19 protein-coding genes are annotated in these 20,652 nt (G+C 38.5%); 12 read left to right on the plus strand and 7 right to left on the minus strand.

From position 1 onward, the window contains the following. Positions 1-54: 54 nt before the first annotated feature. Positions 55-348 carry a hypothetical protein gene (locus H4J50_RS00685; protein ID WP_108457436.1) on the minus strand — a complete coding sequence of 98 codons (294 nt, stop codon included), beginning with the start codon at positions 346-348 and terminating at the stop codon, positions 55-57. A gap of 284 nt (positions 349-632) precedes the next feature. Between H4J50_RS00685 and H4J50_RS00690 the strand changes: the two genes are divergently transcribed. The 3 genes from H4J50_RS00690 (at position 633) to H4J50_RS00700 (ending at position 5,594) form a co-directional block, all read left to right on the plus strand. After that, the gene (locus H4J50_RS00690; RefSeq protein WP_182253847.1) at positions 633-3,923 is read left to right on the plus strand and encodes an amidohydrolase family protein; all 3,291 of its coding nucleotides are present in this window, start codon (positions 633-635) and stop codon (positions 3,921-3,923) included. A gap of 259 nt (positions 3,924-4,182) precedes the next feature. Then, positions 4,183-5,127 carry a DUF523 and DUF1722 domain-containing protein gene (locus H4J50_RS00695; RefSeq protein WP_182253849.1) on the plus strand — a complete coding sequence of 315 codons (945 nt, stop codon included), beginning with the start codon at positions 4,183-4,185 and terminating at the stop codon, positions 5,125-5,127. Between the two features lie 47 nt (positions 5,128-5,174). Next, positions 5,175-5,594 carry an N-acetyltransferase gene (locus tag H4J50_RS00700; RefSeq protein ID WP_182253851.1) on the plus strand — a complete coding sequence of 140 codons (420 nt, stop codon included), beginning with the start codon at positions 5,175-5,177 and terminating at the stop codon, positions 5,592-5,594. 172 nt (positions 5,595-5,766) lie between these two features. Here H4J50_RS00700 and H4J50_RS00705 read toward each other — a convergent pair whose 3' ends face one another. Continuing rightward, positions 5,767-6,534 (minus strand): SDR family NAD(P)-dependent oxidoreductase, encoded by a 768-nt coding sequence (locus H4J50_RS00705; protein WP_108457432.1) that lies wholly within the window; start codon positions 6,532-6,534, stop codon positions 5,767-5,769. Between the two features lie 115 nt (positions 6,535-6,649). Here H4J50_RS00705 and H4J50_RS00710 point away from each other — a divergent pair, with 115 nt between their 5' ends. The 5 genes from H4J50_RS00710 (at position 6,650) to H4J50_RS00730 (ending at position 8,800) form a co-directional block, all read left to right on the plus strand. After that, on the plus strand, positions 6,650-6,988 hold the full coding sequence (locus tag H4J50_RS00710) for a helix-turn-helix domain-containing protein (protein ID WP_108457431.1): 339 nt from the start codon (positions 6,650-6,652) through the stop codon (positions 6,986-6,988). Between the two features lie 303 nt (positions 6,989-7,291). Next, complete coding sequence (locus H4J50_RS00715) at positions 7,292-7,570, plus strand: putative quinol monooxygenase (protein ID WP_108457430.1); 279 nt, start codon at positions 7,292-7,294, stop codon at positions 7,568-7,570. 30 nt (positions 7,571-7,600) lie between these two features. Continuing rightward, positions 7,601-7,969 (plus strand): hypothetical protein, encoded by a 369-nt coding sequence (locus tag H4J50_RS00720; RefSeq protein WP_182253853.1) that lies wholly within the window; start codon positions 7,601-7,603, stop codon positions 7,967-7,969. A gap of 48 nt (positions 7,970-8,017) precedes the next feature. Next, positions 8,018-8,629, plus strand: a complete 612-nt coding sequence (locus H4J50_RS00725) for a DUF2238 domain-containing protein (protein WP_182253855.1) — start codon at positions 8,018-8,020, stop codon at positions 8,627-8,629. A 9-nt stretch (positions 8,630-8,638) separates the two neighbouring features. Continuing rightward, entirely contained in the window at positions 8,639-8,800 is a 162-nt protein-coding gene (locus H4J50_RS00730; RefSeq protein ID WP_182253857.1) for a hypothetical protein, read from the plus strand. A gap of 33 nt (positions 8,801-8,833) precedes the next feature. On the opposite strand, the gene H4J50_RS00735 is transcribed toward H4J50_RS00730, so the two are convergent. Next, positions 8,834-9,373, minus strand: coding sequence for an NADPH-dependent FMN reductase (locus H4J50_RS00735; RefSeq protein WP_182253859.1), 540 nt, complete (start codon positions 9,371-9,373; stop codon positions 8,834-8,836). A 133-nt stretch (positions 9,374-9,506) separates the two neighbouring features. Between H4J50_RS00735 and rluF the strand changes: the two genes are divergently transcribed. Then, a complete protein-coding gene (rluF, locus tag H4J50_RS00740) occupies positions 9,507-10,469 on the plus strand; it encodes a 23S rRNA pseudouridine(2604) synthase RluF (RefSeq protein WP_182253861.1) in 963 nt (320 codons plus the stop codon). Positions 10,470-10,508: 39 nt separating this feature from the next. Next, entirely contained in the window at positions 10,509-11,129 is a 621-nt protein-coding gene (locus H4J50_RS00745; protein ID WP_182253863.1) for an FMN-binding negative transcriptional regulator, read from the plus strand. Between the two features lie 58 nt (positions 11,130-11,187). Here H4J50_RS00745 and H4J50_RS00750 read toward each other — a convergent pair whose 3' ends face one another. From H4J50_RS00750 to uvrA, 3 genes are all read right to left on the minus strand, one after another. Further along, a complete protein-coding gene (locus tag H4J50_RS00750) occupies positions 11,188-12,096 on the minus strand; it encodes a spermidine synthase (protein WP_182253865.1) in 909 nt (302 codons plus the stop codon). Next, positions 12,089-12,766, minus strand: a complete 678-nt coding sequence (locus H4J50_RS00755) for a fused MFS/spermidine synthase (protein WP_182253867.1) — start codon at positions 12,764-12,766, stop codon at positions 12,089-12,091. The genes H4J50_RS00750 and H4J50_RS00755 overlap by 8 nt, the downstream gene beginning before the upstream one ends. A 351-nt stretch (positions 12,767-13,117) precedes the next feature. Beyond that, positions 13,118-15,961, minus strand: a complete 2,844-nt coding sequence (gene uvrA / locus H4J50_RS00760; protein WP_182253869.1) for an excinuclease ABC subunit UvrA — start codon at positions 15,959-15,961, stop codon at positions 13,118-13,120. A gap of 316 nt (positions 15,962-16,277) precedes the next feature. On the opposite strand from uvrA, the gene H4J50_RS00765 reads away from it, so the two are divergent. After that, on the plus strand, positions 16,278-17,642 hold the full coding sequence (locus H4J50_RS00765) for an MFS transporter (protein WP_182253871.1): 1,365 nt from the start codon (positions 16,278-16,280) through the stop codon (positions 17,640-17,642). 44 nt (positions 17,643-17,686) lie between these two features. On the opposite strand, the gene H4J50_RS00770 is transcribed toward H4J50_RS00765, so the two are convergent. Continuing rightward, positions 17,687-18,142, minus strand: coding sequence for a hypothetical protein (locus tag H4J50_RS00770; protein WP_220466069.1), 456 nt, complete (start codon positions 18,140-18,142; stop codon positions 17,687-17,689). 328 nt (positions 18,143-18,470) lie between these two features. Here H4J50_RS00770 and H4J50_RS00775 point away from each other — a divergent pair, with 328 nt between their 5' ends. Further along, complete coding sequence (locus H4J50_RS00775; protein ID WP_182253873.1) at positions 18,471-20,501, plus strand: NADPH-dependent 2,4-dienoyl-CoA reductase; 2,031 nt, start codon at positions 18,471-18,473, stop codon at positions 20,499-20,501. Positions 20,502-20,652: the final 151 nt, after the last annotated feature.

Raw genomic sequence — 20,652 nt, forward strand, 5'->3', positions numbered from 1 at the left:
AAATTAAGCCTTTAAAGTAGCGAGCTTTACGTAAAGGTTTAACTTAGCAGGGCATTATTCAGCGTTTGCTGTAGCTTTGCCTTTTGCTTTTAGAATTTTAATATCTACTCCATCAAGCAATAACATCACATCAGCCAACAACCTTTTAAGTTCAGTCACTTCAGTGGGGATGCTTTTCTTTATTTTTTGCACATAGGCTATAGCTTCACGATTTTGAATAACTTCTAATAAAATTTTGAGTGTTTCTGTATCGTTTGGGTCAATTTTGGGCAACTTTTTTTCACTGGCAGCATTGTAGAGGGCGTAGGTGGTAATTAAGTTTGCTTGTGCTTCTTCTAGTCTTTTCATAAAAATCAGTCCTTGTTTTTATTGTTATATAACCGCTACCTTTTAGCATGCAAATAGCAGGGAGTTGAGAACAGTTATAACGCTTATCTACCATACTGAAAAACATAAAAATTGTCTATTTTTTCTGCATAATATCGACAAAATAATAGCGATTAGCTTAGGTCTATGTAACAGGTGTTGAACGGCAAATAGCGACTATTTGTCGCATTCGACTTAAGTTTTTAAGAATGATGTGTTGTAGTAAGGTAATAACAATAATTTATATAGCTGATTAGGTTAAATATATGTCTAGATTTACTACTCGTATTACTTCACTTGCACTTAGCATTGCCCTGGTAACAGGTGTAACTCATCAAGCTTTTGCTGAAGAAAATACAGCAAAAACACCCGAAAAGGCCAAAACTGAAAAATGGTTAGTTAATAGCCCGCAAGGCAAATTTACCACTGCCAATATTGATGTTCGCCAAGGTACTTGGATGAATGTTGATATTAGCCCTGACGGAAAAACGTTAGCATTTGATTTACTTGGCGACATTTACACCTTACCCATTGAAGGTGGTGAAGCTACAGCGTTAATGACCGATATTGCTTGGCAAATGCAACCGCGCTTTAGTCCAGATGGTCAACACATTGCTTTTACTTCTGATGAAGATGGTGGTGATAATTTATGGATTATGAAAGCAGATGGTAGTGCTGGTAAAGCAGTTAGCTCGGAAACTTTCCGCTTATTAAATAGTCCTGCTTGGTCACCTGACGGCAATTATATTGTTGGTCGTAAACATTTTACAGGATCGCGTTCTTTAGGGGCCGGCGAAGTTTGGATGTACCACAAAACTGGTGGTAACGGCGTTATGTTAACAAAACGTCCAAATGAGCAGAAAGATTTAGGTGAACCTGCATTTTCTCATGACGGTAATTACGTGTACTTCTCACAAGATGCGACACCGGGGAAAACCTTTCATTACAGTAAAGATTCCGAGAAAGGCATTTATAAAATTAAGCGCTTAGATCTTGAATCAGGCGAGATTAAAGTGGTTATTTCAGGCAAAGGTGGAGCAATACGCCCTGTACCTTCACCTGATGGTAAATACTTAGCCTATATTAGCCGCGACGATTTCCAATCTAACTTGTACCTATACGACTTAAAAAGCGGTAAAGAAAGTCTTATTTTTGAAAACCTAGACCGTGATATGCAAGAAACGTGGGCGATACACGGTGTTTATCCAAATATGGCATGGTTGCCAAATAGTGCGGGCATGGTGTTTTGGTCAGGTGGAGAAATTAACAAACTCGACCTTAAAAGTAAGAAAACAACCGTTATTCCTTTTCACGTAAAAACCGAGAAAAAAATTCAAACGGCATTACGCTTTCAACAAGATATTGATCAAGACAATTTTGACGTAAAAATGTTACGTGATGTTGAAATATCACCTGATGGCAGCAAGGTGGTTTATGAATCAATGGGACATATTTATGTTCGTGGCATTGCTGATGGAAAAGCAAAAGGAAAAGCTAAACGCTTAACAAAACAAAAATCGCATTTTGAATTAAACCCTAGTTTTTCACGCGATGGCAGATCAATTGTTTACAGCACGTGGAATGATAAAAAACTTGGCGACATTCGCATCGTTTCATCACGCGGTGGTAAAGGTCGTGTGTTAACCGAGGAGCCTGGTAAGTATGTAGAGCCTAGCTTTTCGCCTGATGGAAAAAACGTGGTATTTCGCAAAGTTTCTGGCGGATATATTACTGACCCAACATGGGGCTTAAATCCAGGTGTATACACAGTTAATATTAAAAAAGGTACGCCTAAATTAATTACTGAATCAGGCGTGTTGCCACATTTTGGCGCTAAAAACGAGCGTATTTATGTTTTACGCAACGGTGAAACACCTCAGCTGTTCAAAGTAAGTTTAGATTCGACTTTAGGTGCTGAGAAGGAACAGGCTATCTATCAAGGTAAGTTTGCCACCGAATATAAAGTTTCACCAGATGGCAAGTACTTAGCTTTTGCTGAACGCTTTAAAGTGTTTGTAACGCCATTTGTTGAACGTGGCCAAGTGATTGATATTGGTCCAAAAGCGAAAAACTTACCGGTTGAACAATTGTCTGTACGTGCTGGCGAAGGCATAAACTGGAATGGTACATCTAATCAATTGTATTGGAGTTTAGGTCCTGACCTATACCAAGCAAACGTTGGTGGTTTATTTGATATAAAAAACAAAACAGAGCTTGCGAGTAGCGATGCTGAAAACACTGATGAACAGGCAAAAACGTCGTCAACACCTGCACCGGTTAAAACTTATTTAGGCTTTAAAGAAAAGGCGGATAAACCTTCGGGACGTGTTGCTTTTGTTGGTGGTAAAGTCATCACAATGGAAGGTGAGCAAATTATCGAAAATGGCGTTGTGGTTGTCGAAGGTAATAAAATTATTGCTGTCGGTAAAAATGGCGAAGTAGATATTCCTTCAAATGCGAAAGTGATTGATGTTACAGGTAAATCGATTATGCCAGGCTTAATTGATGCACATGCACATGGCCCACAAGGTAGCGATGAAATTATTCCTCAACAAAACTGGAAAAACTATGCGGGTTTAGCCTTAGGTGTAACAACGGTTCACGATCCGTCGAACGACACCACTGAATTTTTTGCTGCGAGTGAAATGCAAAAAGCAGGCGATATTGTAGGCCCACGCTTATTTTCTACCGGTAGTATTTTATACGGTGCAACCGCTGCTGGATATACTTCACATGTTGATAGTTTGGATGATGCTAAATTTCATATTGAACGTTTGAAAAAAGCCGGTGTGTTTAGTGTTAAAAGTTATAATCAACCTCGTCGTAATCAACGTCAACAAATGATACAAGCAGCACGTGAGGCTGAAATTCTAGTTGTACCTGAAGGTGGTTCATTACTTCAGCATAACTTATCGATGATTATTGATGGTCATACAACCTTAGAACACTCTATTTCTACTGCGAAAATTTATGACGATATTAAGCAATTATGGTCGCAATCTGAAATGGCCTACACGCCAACTATGGGTGTAGCATATGGTGGTATTTCAGGAGAACATTTCTGGTATGACACTACTGATGTTTGGAAACACCCGCGTTTGAGTAAGTATGTACCGAGTGAGTTTTTAGATCCGCGCTCAATGCGTCGTACTAAAGCGCCTCATCATCATTACAACCACATTAATGTTGCAAAAGTTGCCAAAGAGCTACAAGATTTAGGTGTTGTGGTTAACGCTGGCGGCCATGGTCAACGTGAAGGTTTAGCAATGCACTGGGAAATGTGGATGATGGCACAAGGTGGTATGACACCTTTAAATGCTATTCGAACTGCAACCATTGCACCAGCACATACCTTAGGTTTAGATAGCCAATTAGGTTCACTTAAAGTGGGTAAACTTGCCGATATTTTAGTGGTAGATGGCGATGTCAGCAAAGATATTCGTTTATCTGACCGTGTTGTTTATACGATGGTTAATGGCCGTTTGTATAATGCTGAAACCATGAATGAAGTGGGTAACTACGATAATAAGCGTGCTAAGTTTTACTTTGAAAAATAACCTTTCAACGTTGTTTTATTAAAGTATCTAGATAAAGCCCAGTATTTATTGGGCTTTATCTATTCTAGTTACATGTAAACCCCATTCCTTGAGCGTCATTAGTGTCTTTGGATTGCTGTTCCAGCATTGTCTTTATTAGCTATTTCATTGTTGAGTAAATTTTTGTGAGTACCAATATCATTTAAATGATTAACTTAATTAGGCTTTTAGTTATACTGAAATTATATAAAAAATAAAAACTTAGTTAAAGGGAACGAATATGGATAACAAAATATCAATTGGCATCAGTAGTTGCTTATTGGGCCATAAAGTACGATTTGACTCGGGTCATAAAAATAACTCTTATATAAATAATACCTTAAGTGAATATTTCGATTTTATTCCGTTTTGTCCAGAAGTGGAAATAGGCTTAGGTATTCCTCGTGAAACCATCCGTTTGGTTTTGCTAGATGATAAGGTACATTGCGTTGGCTCAAAAAATCCTGATTTAGATGTAACGGATCGACTTAAAGATTGTGCTGAAGAACAAAAAATATGGCAGCAAAACCTGAGCGGTTATATCTTGAAAAAAGATTCACCCAGTTGTGGTATGGAGCGCGTGCGCCTATACAAAGGTGATATGCCTGATCGAATTGGCGTGGGAATTTATGCTCAAAAGCTAATGGAAAACTATCCAAATTTACCGGTTGAAGAAGAAGGCCGGTTAGGTGATGCGATATTGCGTGAAAACTTTATTCAACGAGTGTTTATTTATGCGCGTTGGCAAAAGCTAGCTTTAGAAGGACTTTCATTACAAACACTGAACCGCTTTCATGCCCAGCATAAGTATATTTTTATGAGCCATAACCAAGCTATGGCTAAAGAGTTGGGGCACTGGCTAGCGCAAGCTCATGCTGAAGATCCGAGCGAAGTATTGCCGCAATACTTAACCAAAATGATGACCTTACTCAAATTAAGAGCGAGCCGTAAGGGTCACGTAAATACTTTGCATCACCTACAAGGCTATTTGAAAAACTTCATTAGCGCTGACGACAAAACTGAATTGGTTGATATTATTGACCAATACCGTAATGGTCTGTTGCCACTTATTGTGCCGATAACATTATTACGCCATCATTTTAGACGCTTTCCAAACGACTATATTACCGACTCTTATTATATGAAGCCTCACCCTAAAGAATTGATGTTATTAAATAGTTTATAAAAAACATACATGACAATATAAGTATTAAACTTGCTCAGGAAGAAGTGTTGAAAATAGAAGTTATTGAAAACCCAGCAACAGAGTTAATTGCATTTTTAGACGATAAAATTGCTGAATTTAACTGGGCGAATTGGGAAGTAAGTGAACGTAAAGCCATTGCTGTGAAGTTAAACGATGAAAATGGTGATGTTATTGCTGGCGCGGCAGGGCGAACATTTGGTGATTGGTTAATGATCAATACTTTATGGGTGTCAGAAACTCTGCGAGGCCAGCAAGTTGGCAGTAAAATATTACATGAAATGGAGCAAGCAGCACAGGCACGAGGTTGTAATAAAGCTTTACTGGATACGTTGAATTTTCAAGCGATGCCATTTTATGAAAAACATGGCTACCAAGTTCAATGGACACAGCAAGGTTACCCAAAAACTGGCTGCAGATATTACATGATGAAACAGCTTAGCTTATAAACATTGTGAAAAAGCGCTAGTTGATATTTACATTCGTTCATCGCACTTTTATCACAACAGGGTTAGATATCAGGGGCAGATAACAGTGCTGTACAAAAAGGAGAAGAGAATAACTCGACTCCTTTTTATCAATCAATATTAAGCGTTATTTAGTGACTGAAAGTTTTATATTTTAGTTTCTACCAGCCATGACACCACCGTCATGATCCCAAATAGCACCGGTCACCCAATCTGCTTTATTACTCAGTAAGAAACTAACACTGTTGGCGATGTCGTCAGCTTGACCAATTCTTCCAATTGGGTGAAAGGCATCTAAACCAGCTAGTGCAGTGTCAATATCTTTTGGCTCAATAAAAGAATGATATATAGGTGTTTTTACAACAGCAGGAGCCACGGCATTAACCCGAATATTAAATTCGGCTAATTCCATAGCCATATTCTGAGTTAATGAATGTAAACCTGCCTTCGCCATAGAGTAAGCTGAAGATGGGGTTGCCTTTATCGCTTGTTTAGCCCACATAGAACCAATATTTACAATTGCGCCAGACTGATACTTGATCATATTCTTGGCAACGGCTTGTGAGATGAAAAATGTTGCACGATTTAACTCCATATACTGATCGTATACCTCGTTATTATGTTCAAGAAAGCTAGTCGGTTTAAAATAACCAGCCGCGTTTACTAAGTAATTTATATGTCGAGGTAATGTGTTGATATATTTATTAAAATCATCTACTTGGATTTGGTTATATAAATCTACTGAATATGTTTCAATGCGGGTTAACGCAGAAAGCTCTTGTTTAACTGCATTAAGCTTGTCGCTGTCACGACCAACGATAATAAGCTCAATTCCTTGCGCGGCTAGCTGTTTTGCTGTTGCTAATCCCATTCCACTTGAACCACCGATAATAACGGCTAATGTGTTTTTCGAAATACTCATATTTTACTCCAAATTATTGTCTACAATTGCTAAAGTAGGAGCAGTTTAGCGAGCAATTTTACTTGTTGAAAAGTAGGCACAAATTAGTGGGGTAGGTACTTTTTGGTACATCTTTATGAATAATAATGAAAAAATAATTTCAAGAAAAACACCTCCTTTGGACAGCGCACGTATGGTTGAAACCATTTATGGGTGTAAATGGTCTTTAACGGTTTATCAATTATTGTCTAATGGAATTAATCGCCCAGGTGAAATGGTGCGTAATGTTGAAGGATTAACGACAAAAGTGTTAAATGTTTGTTTGAAGAAAAATATTGAATTTGGCATTTTAGAACGTTTGAGTTTTAATGAATTGCCGCCACGTGTCGAATACCATGTGACTACATTCGGAAAGAAATTTTTAACTATTACTGAGGCTTTAGAACAATTACAACGAGAAATTGATAATAACTAATGTATGGTAAGGTCGAGTTAAGCCCCTGTCTCTCTTAATATCATTACATTAAAAGTGGCTTGTTAGGTTTTAAAGCACATGATTGTTTATTTTAATCAACGTTTGTTTAACTAGGTTGTTCGGGGTTCGGACAACACGTGTGCTAATGGCGCTCATGTTTTGCATTTCCCTAGTCTAAATACTAAGGAATATGGATTGTAAAAAGAAGAAAGCATTCAATTTTAATAACCTGAAATAATACATGAGCTAGCAAATAAATACGTTAGCTGTTTATGATGAAATAATGAGCTTTAAGAGGATACTATGAACATAACCCGCATTAACGAATTTACTGCAGCAGCTGAAAAATCAGCCGAACTTTTTTCATTTTTACAAACCCTTGTGCCTTATATTTCAAGTGCTGAAGGCTGCATTTCATGTCAGCTTTTAAAGCATAATGAACACAGCGATCAGTTTATGATGATAGAGCGTTGGGTTGATATAGAAAGCCACCAACTTGCCATCACCAACTACCCACAAGATGAAATGCAAGCAGCGATGAGCTTGTTTGGTGCCGCGCCTAAGGGAAATTATTACAAGTAAGATAAAGCAGAAAAGTAGACGGTACTTTTTATGATATTGATCACGGGTTTTGGTCTAATGATGATGGCGTTAAGTTTGTTGATGATCATCAGTCCTCATGCTTTTTCAAAAGGTATTATTCGCTTTAGCCAGCTAACATACTTTCATATTTTTGAAATGATGAGTCGGCTATTTTTTGGTGTGGTTTTTGTTTATTACTCACCACTAACATTGGCACCTACTATCAATGTAGTGTTGGGATACTTGATGTTAATTGCTGCCGCCGTTTTATGTGTTGTGGGCGCAAAAAAACATCGAACATTTGCGCTGTGGTCGGCGACAACGTTTAGATCTACATTTAGATTCTTTGGTCTATTCTCTTTAATTTTCGGTGGTTATATAGTTTACACATCGATATAAGTATTACTTAATTCGTTAGTGTTTTTTATTTATTCAATGGTATTTAACATGTTAAAAGTTCTTTGGTTAACGCTTTATTTTATTGTTTTGATTTGGTCGGGTATAGGACCGAAAGATCAATTTACGTGGTTTCTAGAAGTATTACCGGCCATTATTGGCTTGGTGTTAATGGTCATAAGTTTCAAAAACTTTGCGTTAACACGTTTACTTTATAATTTTATTTTACTGCATTGTATCGTCTTAATGGTGGGCGGACACTACACCTATGCGGAAGTGCCGTTATTCGATACCATTGCTAATTGGATGGGATCTGAGCGTAATAATTACGATAAAATTGGTCATTTCTTCCAAGGTTTTGTACCTGCTTTACTGGCGCGTGAAATTCTTATCCGCAAAGACGTTGTTAATGGTAGGGCTTGGTTAAATGTGATTATTGTTGCTATTTGTTTAGCTTTTAGCGCATTTTATGAATTAATAGAGTGGTGGGTGGCCGTTGCTTCAGGCGAAAATGCGGAAGCATTTCTAGGTACACAAGGTTATATTTGGGATACACAATCAGATATGGCATTAGCATTAGTTGGCGCGATTATGTCACTTATCTTACTCGCTAAATATCATGATCGACAACTCGCTAAATTAGTCGTCAACAGTCAACATTAAAGGGTAAATATGAAATTTAAATTATTATTTCTTATCATCATTGTGTTTACTCTTGCTGCTTGTAGTTCTTTTTCTGTCAGTAACCAAGGTGCAAAAGTCACAGTGGGTAACAAAGCTAAGCAACCCGATGTTATTGTAAACGGACAAATTAACGCCACTGATAAACCCTAAAGCTTACAATAAGCTTTAGGGTCTTATTGGCTGCTATGCAAGTAAGCTTTGCACTGCGGCTTTCAATTTTAAATCTAACTCAGTATTGGTTAATGAAGCTTTATCGGCATCAAAGTTGTCGAAAAAGCTAGGCACAGATAACGAAGCTTTTACTTCCCCAGAAAAATAAGGGGCTGATCCTGTAGCTGCGGCTAACACCGTTACTGCGCCGCCTGCGCCCGGTGAAGTGGCCAGTAATAACATTGGCTTACTTTGGAAAAGTTTTTGATTGATGCGTGAAGTCCAGTCAAATAAGTTTTTATAGGCTGCACTGTAACTACCATTATGTTCAGCAAAAGAAATAATAATGGCATCACTCTCCCCAAGTTTGTTAAAAAAGGCTTTTGCCGCTTCAGGATGGCCTAATTCAGCTTCTTTATCTTGACTAAAAAGGGGGAGTTCATAATCATTTAAATCGAGTACTTCTACTTCAATACTTGGGTTGATTTCAGTCGCTAAGCGCCCGGCATACTTAGCAAGTTGCTTATTGATTGATTTACTACTGGTACTGGCACCAAATGCGACTATTTTCATATTTATACCTTTGTTTGTTGTATTTTTTACTGCTTTTAATAACATTACTCTACAGTGTGACAAAAGTTAGGTAAAATAGCTTTAATCAAATGTAGAACACACCATTATTTACCGATCTTATTTAGGATAGCCAGTGTCAAGTTACGAAAAACGTCTCAACAAATATATTAGCGACTCGGGTTATTGTTCGCGCCGATTTGCCGATAAGTTAATCGAAAATAATCGTGTGACCATTAATGGCAAGATTCCAGAGCTAGGCACTAAAGTTGTGTCGGGCGATAAAGTTTGTGTTGACGGTAATGAGATTAAAGCCAGTGCTAGTAACCATACTGACCGTGTTTATATTGCTTATAACAAGCCGGTTGGCATTACCTGTACTACTGAACGTCATGTTAAAGGTAATATTATTGATGCGATTGGTCATACTAAACGTATATTTCCTATTGGCCGCTTAGATAAACCTTCAGAAGGGTTAATATTCCTCACCAGTGACGGCGATATTGTTAATAAAATATTGCGTGCTGAAAACGCTCACGACAAAGAATATATCGTAAAAGTAGATAAGCCAATCAGCGAACGGTTTATTGAACGTATGTCCAAAGGTGTGCCAATTTTAGGTACCATTACCAAACCTTGTAAGGTTAAACCAGAGAGTAAATTTGTTTTTCGTATCATTTTGACGCAAGGACTAAATCGACAAATTCGTCGCATGTGTGAATATCTTGATTATGAAGTGATTGAGTTAAAGCGTTCACGCATTATGAAAGTTGAACTTGGTCAATTGCGTCCAGGAGAATGGCGAGATTTAACCGTAAGTGAAATGGCTGAAATCAATACTGCGGTAGCTGGATCTCGTAAAACTGCGCTTGATGATGATTTTATTGAAAAAGAAATTAATGCGGATGATTTTAACGAAGCAGAAGCAGAAGTGAATGATACAGCAGTAAAGGTAGATATTGCCGACATTAAACACGACAGTAAAAGCATCGTGTCTAAATCACCGGCTTCTTCACGTACCTTAACGCGTATTGATGTCAAAAAACCAGCAGCAACATCAACGGGCAAAAAACGCTTAAGCTTAAAAAAGAAAAATTAACTTTGTGGTTAGTAAAAACGAGAAACGGTAACTAAATCTATGCATGTTCCTGAAAAATGGCAGTTAGAGAAGCAAGCTGATATTTTTGCTTTTATTGAAAAGCATAGCTTTGCCACAATCGTTTCACCGTCATTGCAGTCGACCCATGTCCCGTTAATGTTAGATCGAGAAAACCATTGCTTAATTGGCCACTTTGCACGTATTAATCCACATTGGCGCGAACTAAGTGAGGATATATCTCAGCAACATCTAGTGATATTTCATGGCCCACATGGATACATTTCTCCAACTTGGTATAACAATAAACCTGCGGTACCTACTTGGAACTATGCGGCCATTCATATTAAAGGCTGCGCTGAAATATTAACGGCAGACTCGACAACACATGCACTTGAATTACTTATGCAAAAGTTCGAACCTGAACTGTTAGTTGACCGAGATGTGGTGAGTGCCGAGTATCAAGAAAAATTATCTCGAGGTATTGTTGGTTTTAAAATTTCAATTGAAGTTATTGAGGCTAAAGCTAAGCTAGGTCAACATCGGTCGATTGAAGATCAACAAGGCGTAACTGCCGCATTGAGTAAATCCCCATCCGCTGAGCATCAAGCGCTAGTGAATTACATGCATGAATTAAAGCTGGGTATAGGCAACAAGGTATAGGCTAAGTTGTTGCCTATACCTTGTTAATTTGACATGTATTACATCACTGTTTTAACGCTTACTTTAAATTCAATAAGTTTGCAGGTGAATACTGGTCGGTTAATATGGGTGAATTTTTTGGCCAGTCTTGTGTGGTTGCCGTTGAAGTCATTTGGCGGCTAATTTCTGTAATATCGACATTAAAGGGTAATAACTTATCGTTAAGCGCTAATGCTCGCGCTGCTATCACTTCATTACTCGGCAAGGGTTTCGCACTCGCTAATATAATGCGATTACTGTTGTTATTATTTCTCACATTGAAAAAATCACCAAAAACAGATTTATAAGTCGCCGACTCATAATTATATAAGTCACTTACCGAGAATGTGTTTGCTGCTAATACCCCGTTGGCACTGAGTAAGTTCTTAGCTTCTTGTAAAAACTCTTGTGTCATTAAATGTTCAGGTATGTAGTCACCGTTAAACGCGTCGAGAATTATCCAATCATATTGTTGTTTTTTTATTGATTCACGCTTTACAAAAATACGCCCGTCTTGTGCTATCGCGGTAATGTGGTCGTTTTCGAAAAATGTAAAGTAGTTACGCGCAACTTTAATCACGGCGGGATCTATTTCTACATTAGTAATCGTGGCCTTAGGGTATATTTGGTGTAAAGCGTTCGACATTGTGCCGCCACCTAAACCAATAATTAATATACGCTCAGGGTTAGGGTTTAGTAATAAGCTTGAAAATAGCATTTTGGTATAATTAAAAACTAAGCGTTGTGGGTCATCAACCAACATGCAGCTTTGTTGAGTTTTCGAGCTTTTCACATTAAATTTTAAGCAGCGTAAGCCCTTGCTTTCTTCCACCAATATGTTCCGGTATAACGAGCGTTCACTGTGGATAGTTTTGGCGATTGCTTGCGTACTTAATATTGAGCCAATGAGTAAACCACTGATAATAAGTGTAAAAAAAAATTTATTCATGTGCTGTCCCTTGCTGATGAAGCGCGTTGTTATTGTGACTTTGTTTTTGTTGATTAATACGATTAAATATCATGGCACTTACACCAAGAAATATCAGTACGGCACTACATACCATAATAATATCGTTAACCTCGAACAGTAAAACCAAATAGAAAGAAGTAATTATAGTCCCTAATGCGCTGCCCAGTGTTGATACAAAGTAGAGAAACCCCGCCACTTGACCACTTTTATCTTTATCAGTAACTAGCAAACGCACTGAGTAAGGTGAAATCATACCGAGTATCACTGTAGGGATAAAAAATAAGGCCATTGACGCTAATAACGAACCATATCGCGTATCTTCAATAGCTAGAAATATAGCTTCCATTAACCATTGCGAAGAAAAAGCGACGGGTAAAATGGTGATACCAGCACAAATAAAAATTAACCCGTAACGATTTAAAGATGCATTTTTTGTCGATAGCTTCCCACCGGCTAAGTAACCAAAAGATAAACTCAGCATAAATACGGTAATGATACTGCCCCAAATATGGACACTACTGCCAAAAAATGGCGCTAAAATCCTGCCGCCTAATAGCTCAATGCTCATGATGCAAAAGCCACTACTAAAGGCCAATAAATAGATTAAAGGGTTCTGCCAAGGCGAATTATTGTTATTTATTATATTCATTTACTTACTGCTTAAGTTTCCGTTTTAATTCGATGAGTTATCTTATACCAATTGAATTAAGAAAGTGAGCAATTATAAGTGATAAAAACTATTCAATTGCATGGTGTTCTGTTGATGCTTAATTGCAGAAAAGTCAGTTCATCAATCTAAGCAATAGGCGTTAAAGCTACTTTAGATTTCTCGCTTAATTACTAGGATTATTTACCGTGACAGTTTACTGAGACTATCAATTATCAGCAGCACTAAACTTAACTTATGTAAAAATGAACACAATAAAAAGGCTTGTTAAAAAACAAGCCTTTAGAGAAGCATCAAGGAGAAATTTGATGGGATTATTACACTATCAACAGCTTACTTAGATGACTTGTTTTTAGCTAGTAATGGCTTTAAGAATCTCGCGGTATTCGAGCCTTTATGTTTAGCCACTTGCTCTGGTGTACCTGTAACTAATATTTCACCACCACCGCCACCACCTTCTGGACCTAAATCTACAATCCAGTCAGCTGTTTTTATCACGTCTAAATTATGCTCAATGACCACTATGGTATTACCATGGTCACGCAAGCGATGGATAACTTGTAGTAATTGTTTAATATCGTGAAAATGTAAACCAGTGGTTGGCTCATCCAAAATATATAAAGTTTTACCGGTATCTCGTTTTGATAACTCTTTAGCCAATTTAATACGTTGTGCTTCACCACCTGACAAGGTGGTTGCTGATTGTCCAAGCTTGATATAACTTAAACCAACATCCATTAAAGTTTGCAGCTTACGTTTTACCGCTGGAATAGGGGCGAAAAATTCAAAGGCATCTTCAATGGTCATATCTAGCACTTCATGAATGCTTTTACCTTTGTATTTTACTTCTAAAGTTTCACGGTTATAGCGTTTACTTTTACAAACGTCACAAGGTACATAAACATCAGGTAAAAAGTGCATTTCAACTTTAATTAATCCGTCGCCTTGGCAAGCCTCACAGCGCCCGCCTTTAACGTTAAAACTAAAACGCCCAGGTTTATAACCACGTGAACGAGACTCTTGTGTGGCAGCAAAAATGTCACGAATAGCCGTAAAAATCCCAGTATAAGTTGCAGGATTAGAACGCGGTGTTCTGCCAATAGGACTTTGATCAATATCGATAACTTTGTCGAGTAAATCTAAGCCAATAATTTCTTTGTGAGGAGCAGGCTCTTGCGTTGTAGCGCCATTTAACTCAATGTGCGCCAACTTATACAAGGTGTCGTTAATCAGGGTTGATTTACCTGAACCAGAAACGCCAGTAACACAGGTCATTAAGCCATTAGGAATAATTAAATCAACATTTTTTAAGTTATTGCCTGTTGCGCCTTTTAATTCAACGACATTATTTTTGTCAAAAGGAACTCTGTTTTTAGGTATGGCAATGCTTTCTCTACCTGACAAGTACTGGCCAGTAAGTGATTCTTCACACGCTAAAATGTCATCTACTTTACCTTCAGCAATAATATGACCGCCATGTACACCGGCGCCAGGGCCAATATCAATAACGTAATCTGCGGCGCGAATGGCATCTTCATCATGTTCAACCACGATAACCGTGTTGCCTAAATCACGTAAATGAATCAAGGTTTCTAACAAGCGTTCATTGTCACGTTGATGTAAACCAATTGACGGCTCATCTAAAACATACATGACGCCCACTAGACCAGCGCCAATTTGGCTAGCCAAACGAATACGTTGTGCTTCGCCACCTGACAAGGTCCCTGCAGCGCGTGACAAGTTAAGATAATTTAAACCTACGTTAACCAAGAAGCCTAGTCGGTCACATACTTCTTTAAGAATTTTTTCGGCTATTTGCCCTTTTTGACCAGTGAGCTCTAGCCCTTGGAAAAAAGCTAAGGCATCAGAAATAGCGTATTCAGCCACTTCAGGTAAGGGCGTATCACCAACAAAAACATTACGTGCTTCTAGACGTAAACGACTACCGTTACAGTCAGGACAATGTTGGCTATTAAGATATTTAGATAATTCTTCACGAACCGCATTTGACTCTGTTTCGCGATAACGGCGATCCATGTTATTTAAAATACCTTCAAACGGGTGCTTGCGAATAACTATGTCACCTCGATCGTTCATGTATTTAAATTCTATTTCTTGCTTACCACTGCCTTTTAAAATCAGCTGCTGAATTTTTTTGTCTAACTCACTAAAGGCTAAATCTAAGGAGAAATGGTAGTGATCAGCCAAGGCTTGCAACATTTGAAAATAATAGAAATTACGTTTATCCCAACCACGAATAGCACCACCGGCTAAGCTTAATTCTGGGCTAGTAATAATTCGACTTTCATCAAAAAACTGCTGATTACCTAATCCATCACAAGTTTGACATGCACCAGCTGGATTGTTGAATGAAAATAAACGCGGCTCTAATTCCTGCATGCTATAGCCACATTTAGAACAAGCAAAGTTAGCGGAGAAAACTAATTCTTCTTTCTTTGGCTCATCCATAAACGCGACTTTTACTGTGCCAGAGGTTAGTGAAAGGGCCGTTTCAAAAGATTCAGAAAGGCGTAATTGAATGTCTTCACGCACTTTAAGGCGGTCAACAACAACTTCAATGGTGTGCTTTTTGTGTAACTCTAAAGTGGGTGGATCTGAAAGGTCGCACACTTCACCGTCGATGCGTGCACGGATATAGCCTTGTGCGGCTAGGTTATCTAATAATTTAACATGCTCACCTTTGCGATCTTGTAAAACGGGAGCAAGCACCATGACTTTGGTGCCTTCTTCTAGCGCTAAAACGCGATCAACCATTTGAGAAATGGTTTGTGCAGCCAAAGGTAAATGATGATCTGGACATCGCGGTTCACCAACACGTGCATAAAGTAAGCGTAAATAATCATATATTTCGGTGATAGTACCCACCGTTGAACGCGGGTTATGCGACGTTGATTTTTGCTCAATTGAAATAGCAGGAGATAAACCTTCGATGTGATCAACATCGGGTTTTTCCATTAAAGATAAAAACTGGCGAGCATATGCAGATAGTGATTCTACGTAGCGTCTTTGCCCTTCGGCGTATAAAGTATCAAAGGCTAATGAAGATTTACCTGAGCCAGAAAGACCCGTGATAACAACTAGTTTATCTCGAGGAATATCTACATTAATATTTTTCAAGTTATGAGTGCGAGCACCCCTGACTTCAATTTTCTTCATAGTGACTGTTTGACCAATTTAGCGCCCGGGGTTTGTCATACGAAACTACCGTATACAAAGATCAGACTGGATATACATTATCTTATGCCTCAGTAACATTTTACATAATGATTAACGATAAAATACGCGCTAAACTAAGTTGTTTTTATCTTTAATTATACGAAACGCAGCATTGTTCTGAACATAAAGTTGGAACCAAATATTATCGCACAATTTTTAGTCCAAATTCATCTTAAATCTCTGTTTTTGTTCATTCGATTGCCGTGTTAATATGTGCGCGTTTATATCTTCCCTTCAAAATTAGAGTTTAAGTTTCATGAGCGTATCCGGTTTAAATAGTATCGAGAAGAAAGCCGCTTTATCGTTGGCGTCAGTGTTTGGCTTAAGGATGCTGGGCTTGTTTATGATCTTGCCAATTTTTGCCATTTACGGTGAGCAACTTATTGGCTATAGCCCTATTTGGCTTGGGTTAGCGATTGGTGCTTATGGCCTAACTCAGGCCTTGTTGCAAATACCGATGGGGATTTTATCAGACAAATTTGGTCGTAAGCCGGTTATTTTAGGTGGTTTAGTTGTTTTCTTACTGGGTAGTGTGGTCGCTGCCATGTCAGACACTATTTATGGGGTAGTATTGGGCCGTGCTTTACAAGGCACGGGTGCAATAGCGAGTGCAATACTTGCTTTAGCGGCGGATTTAAGTCGTGAAGAACAGCGCCCCAAAGTAATGGCCACTATCGGTATGTTTATTGGTCTTTCTTTTACTATCGCGATGATAATTGGCCCGATAGTCGCACAAGCGTTTGGATTGAGTGGCTTGTTTTGGTTTATCGCGATACTAACGATATTTGCCATGCTAACTATTCAATTTATTGTCCCTAACTCTGTTAACACAGCGCCTAAAGGCGATAATGTTGCACTGCCATCAAAGTTGGGCAGTTTAATTCGTGACGGACAACTATCTCGCTTAAACTGGGGAGTCTTCATTTTACATATGGCGCTAACGGCGTGTTTTGTTACTTTACCTAAGCAATTTGTTGCCAATGGTCTAGCGCTAGAGCAGCATTGGCAGCTTTATTTACCCACATTAATTGGCTCATTTTTCTTGATGGTGCCATTTATGATCATCGGATTGAAAAAGCAAAAAGAAACGCAAATGTTCAGTGCTGCAGTGGCTTTGTTAACACTCGCTTTATTATTACTTTGGTACCTACCCACTAACATAACTACTTTGATTATACTGGTAATGATGTTTTTTACCGCCTTCAATTATTTAGAAGCAACCATGCCGTCAATATTATCGCGCATTGCGCCTGCAGGTGTTAAAGGCAGTGTGATGGGTATTTACTCAAGCAGCCAATTCTTAGGCGCTTTTGCCGGTGGTATTTTAGGCGGTTTTATTGCTGGCGAATTTGGCGAGCAAACAATTTTTCTGGTCACGGGTTTATTTTCCTTAGTTTGGTTGTTTTTAACCTTGGGCATGAAACCATTGAAAAAATCTAAAGCTTATAGCTTTTCAACCAACATTAATAACGATGAACAAGCGCATGAAGTGGCGCAAAAATTGAGTGAAATGCCTGGCGTAATTGAAGTGACAATCATGCATGACGAAGCAGTTGCTTATTTAAAAGTGGATGATAAAACAGTCGATATTCTTAGTATAAAAGCCTTACTTAATGAATAACTAAACGCTTAATCACTGCCTTACTAAGAAGGGCTTTAGTTTGCTTAAATAACCGATGTGATGAAATCTACAATACGCTTTTCGGTTATTTTTATATTTATTTCATCATCAAGCTGTTTATTCATCATCGCTTTACCCAAAGGAGACTCTGGGGTAATAACAACCATGTTAATCGTGTTGTCTTGTACGGTTAATTTACAGCGATACCCACCCGCCACAGGCGCAAGAAAAAACCACTGCTGTTTATCAATATCTTTTTCTAACTGTACAACAGAGCCAATGTTTATTTTCAACTTGGTTGTTAATGCTTCAGGAGGAATACTTTGTAAGCGCTTAATGGCGTATTTTATTTCATCCACACGTCTTGACTGGCCTTCCGCCAAATAACTTTGCTCTATGGCTAACGTGTCATATTGCGTTTCAGCTACGGACTGATCATCGGTAGCTGCTTTGTGGGCATTATTTGCAGCAATTAAGGTTAGCGACAATTCTTTTTTCAACTGTGCTGTGATTTGCTCAATGATGATTGTTTTGTCGATATTAATATTGCTTCCCCTGTTAAAGCCGCTAATGACTCAAGCGCAGCATACGGAGATTATAAAGAAAGTAAACCCGTGCTTTTGAGCGCCCATAACTTTGGTCATTATTTTCCTCATCACTTTGCTTATAATTTTACTTATAACAACGCCAATCTGACAGGTGTCAAAATAAAGCTTGAATTTTACCTGAGGAGCAGATATTTTATACACTCATAAGTGTAAGCAAAAATATAGACTAGCTTTATATACCTTGGCTATAAATTAATATAACAACCAAAAGTGACTTAATATGAATGATAATGCTGCCTTCCCACATTTATTAGCGCCATTAGATTTAGGCTTTACCTCTTTAGCCAATCGAACGTTGATGGGCTCTATGCATACCGGTCTTGAAGAAGAAAAGGGTGGTTTTGATAAACTCGCCGCATTTTATCGAGCGCGAGCAAAAGGTGGCGTAGGTCTTATTGTTACTGGTGGTATTAGTCCTAATATGCGAGGTCGTTTAGCGCCTATGGGCTGCGAGCTGAGTAAATTTTGGCACGTAGCTAAGCATAAAAAAATTACCGCGGCCGTACATGAATTTCCAACCAAAATTTGTTTGCAGCTATTACATGCTGGTAGATATTCTTATCATCCTTTTAGTGTCTCAGCGAGTAAAGTTAAATCACCAATCAACCCATTTACTCCAAAAGCTATGTCTGTGCGCGAAATTAAAGGCACGATTAAAGATTTTGCTCATTCAGCAAAATTGGCAAAAAGAGCGGGTTATGACGGTGTTGAAATTATGGGCTCTGAAGGTTATCTCATTAACCAATTTAGCTGTGTAAAAGTTAATAAGCGTACTGATGAGTGGGGTGGTAGCATTGAAAATAGAATGCGCTTAGCCATTGAAACTATTCGTGCTGTGCGCGCTAGTGCAGGTGATGATTTCATTATTATTTTCCGTTTATCAATGTTGGACTTAGTTGACGGCGGAAACAGTTGGCAAGACGTTGTAACCATGGCTAAAGCTGTTGAAGCCGCGGGTGCAACTTTAATTAATACCGGAATTGGTTGGCATGAAGCCCGTGTTCCAACTATTTCAACTTCAGTACCTCGCGCTGCATTTACTTGGATCACCGAGCGAATGAAAAAAGAAGTGTCAGTGCCTTTAATTACCACCAATCGCATTAATACACCTGAAGTGGCAGAAAAAATATTGTCTTCAGGCCAGGCTGATATGGTATCGATGGCCCGTCCCTTTTTAGCGGATGAAAATTTTGTTGTCAAAGCTGCGGCAAATAAGAGTGATGAAATCAATACTTGTATTGGTTGTAACCAAGCGTGTTTAGATCATGTGTTTAGCCAGAAACGCGCATCTTGTTTAGTTAACCCCGCAGCTTGTTATGAAACTGAACTGACTTTTGAAACCACCAATGCCAAGAAAAAAATTGCGGTTGTTGGTGCAGGACCTGCAGGATTAGCATTTAGCGTTTATGCCGCACAGCGTGGCCACAAGGTTGAAATATTCGACCGTGGCAGTGAAATCGGCGGACAATTTAATTACGCTAAGCAAATACCGGGCAAAGAAGAGTTTTATGAGACGTTACGTTATTTCAATAAACAAATTGAATTACTAGATATTAAACTGCACTTAAATCAGCAACAAAGTGCCGAGCAACTAGCTTCCGCTGGCTTTGACGAAATTGTCTTGGCAACAGGTATTGTGCCTAGAGCATTAGATATTAAAGGTATCGATCACGAAAAAGTTAAATCTTACATCCAAGTATTGCGTGATAAAGAACCTGTAGGTAAACGCGTAGCCATTATTGGTGCCGGCGGTATTGGTTTTGATGTTGCTGAATTTTTGGTAGAAGAAGAGTCACTAACAGTCAATGCTGATAAATGGCTAGAAAGTTGGGGTGTAAACAAGTCGTATCAAGAAAATGGTGGTTTAACGGGCAAAACAGCACATGAGGCGCCAAGTCGTGAAGTTTACTTACTCCAACGTAAAACCACTAAAGTAGGAGCAGGGCTAGGTAAAACTACTGGCTGGATCCACAGAGCCACTTTACAAAAAAATGGTGTACAAATGCTAGCGGGCGTTACTTATGACGAGATTAATGATGAAGGTATAGTCATTTCTATCGATGGTAAGCAACAAACACTGCAAGTTGATCATGTTATTATTTGTGCCGGACAAGAGTCTGAACGTACTTTGTATAAGCAGTTGCAAGCACAAAACGTTAATGCACATTTGATTGGCGGAGCAAATGTTGCCGCTGAACTTGATGCAAAGCGTGCTATTAGACAAGCAGCAGAACTGGCCGCTAAAATTTAGAACGATCGAACGACAAATACAATTGATGTGCCATGAGTATTATATAATTAATGCTCATGGCTATTTTTTTGGAATTAGGTAAATAAAACGGCCATAATTTAAATTGAAATAATCATTAACTTATCTGGGTCAAGTGATATGCTTATAAAAA

The organism is Colwellia sp. 6M3 (genome assembly GCF_014077595.1).
Classification (GTDB): Bacteria; Pseudomonadota; Gammaproteobacteria; order Enterobacterales; family Alteromonadaceae; genus Cognaticolwellia.

What these genes read in the sequence shown, in the direction of transcription:
- H4J50_RS00685 (WP_108457436.1), bottom strand. Translation starts at nt 348, where the DNA reads ATGAAAAGACTAGAAGAAGCACAAGCAAACTTAATTACCACCTACGCC.
- H4J50_RS00690 (WP_182253847.1), top strand. Translation starts at nt 633, where the DNA reads ATGTCTAGATTTACTACTCGTATTACTTCACTTGCACTTAGCATTGCC.
- H4J50_RS00695 (WP_182253849.1), top strand. Translation starts at nt 4,183, where the DNA reads ATGGATAACAAAATATCAATTGGCATCAGTAGTTGCTTATTGGGCCAT.
- H4J50_RS00705 (WP_108457432.1), bottom strand. Translation starts at nt 6,534, where the DNA reads ATGAGTATTTCGAAAAACACATTAGCCGTTATTATCGGTGGTTCAAGT.
- H4J50_RS00710 (WP_108457431.1), top strand. Translation starts at nt 6,650, where the DNA reads ATGAATAATAATGAAAAAATAATTTCAAGAAAAACACCTCCTTTGGAC.
- H4J50_RS00715 (WP_108457430.1), top strand. Translation starts at nt 7,292, where the DNA reads ATGAACATAACCCGCATTAACGAATTTACTGCAGCAGCTGAAAAATCA.
- H4J50_RS00720 (WP_182253853.1), top strand. Translation starts at nt 7,601, where the DNA reads ATGATATTGATCACGGGTTTTGGTCTAATGATGATGGCGTTAAGTTTG.
- H4J50_RS00725 (WP_182253855.1), top strand. Translation starts at nt 8,018, where the DNA reads ATGTTAAAAGTTCTTTGGTTAACGCTTTATTTTATTGTTTTGATTTGG.
- H4J50_RS00730 (WP_182253857.1), top strand. Translation starts at nt 8,639, where the DNA reads ATGAAATTTAAATTATTATTTCTTATCATCATTGTGTTTACTCTTGCT.
- H4J50_RS00735 (WP_182253859.1), bottom strand. Translation starts at nt 9,373, where the DNA reads ATGAAAATAGTCGCATTTGGTGCCAGTACCAGTAGTAAATCAATCAAT.
- H4J50_RS00745 (WP_182253863.1), top strand. Translation starts at nt 10,509, where the DNA reads ATGCATGTTCCTGAAAAATGGCAGTTAGAGAAGCAAGCTGATATTTTT.
- H4J50_RS00750 (WP_182253865.1), bottom strand. Translation starts at nt 12,096, where the DNA reads ATGAATAAATTTTTTTTTACACTTATTATCAGTGGTTTACTCATTGGC.
- H4J50_RS00755 (WP_182253867.1), bottom strand. Translation starts at nt 12,766, where the DNA reads ATGAATATAATAAATAACAATAATTCGCCTTGGCAGAACCCTTTAATC.
- uvrA (WP_182253869.1), bottom strand. Translation starts at nt 15,961, where the DNA reads ATGAAGAAAATTGAAGTCAGGGGTGCTCGCACTCATAACTTGAAAAAT.
- H4J50_RS00765 (WP_182253871.1), top strand. Translation starts at nt 16,278, where the DNA reads ATGAGCGTATCCGGTTTAAATAGTATCGAGAAGAAAGCCGCTTTATCG.
- H4J50_RS00775 (WP_182253873.1), top strand. Translation starts at nt 18,471, where the DNA reads ATGAATGATAATGCTGCCTTCCCACATTTATTAGCGCCATTAGATTTA.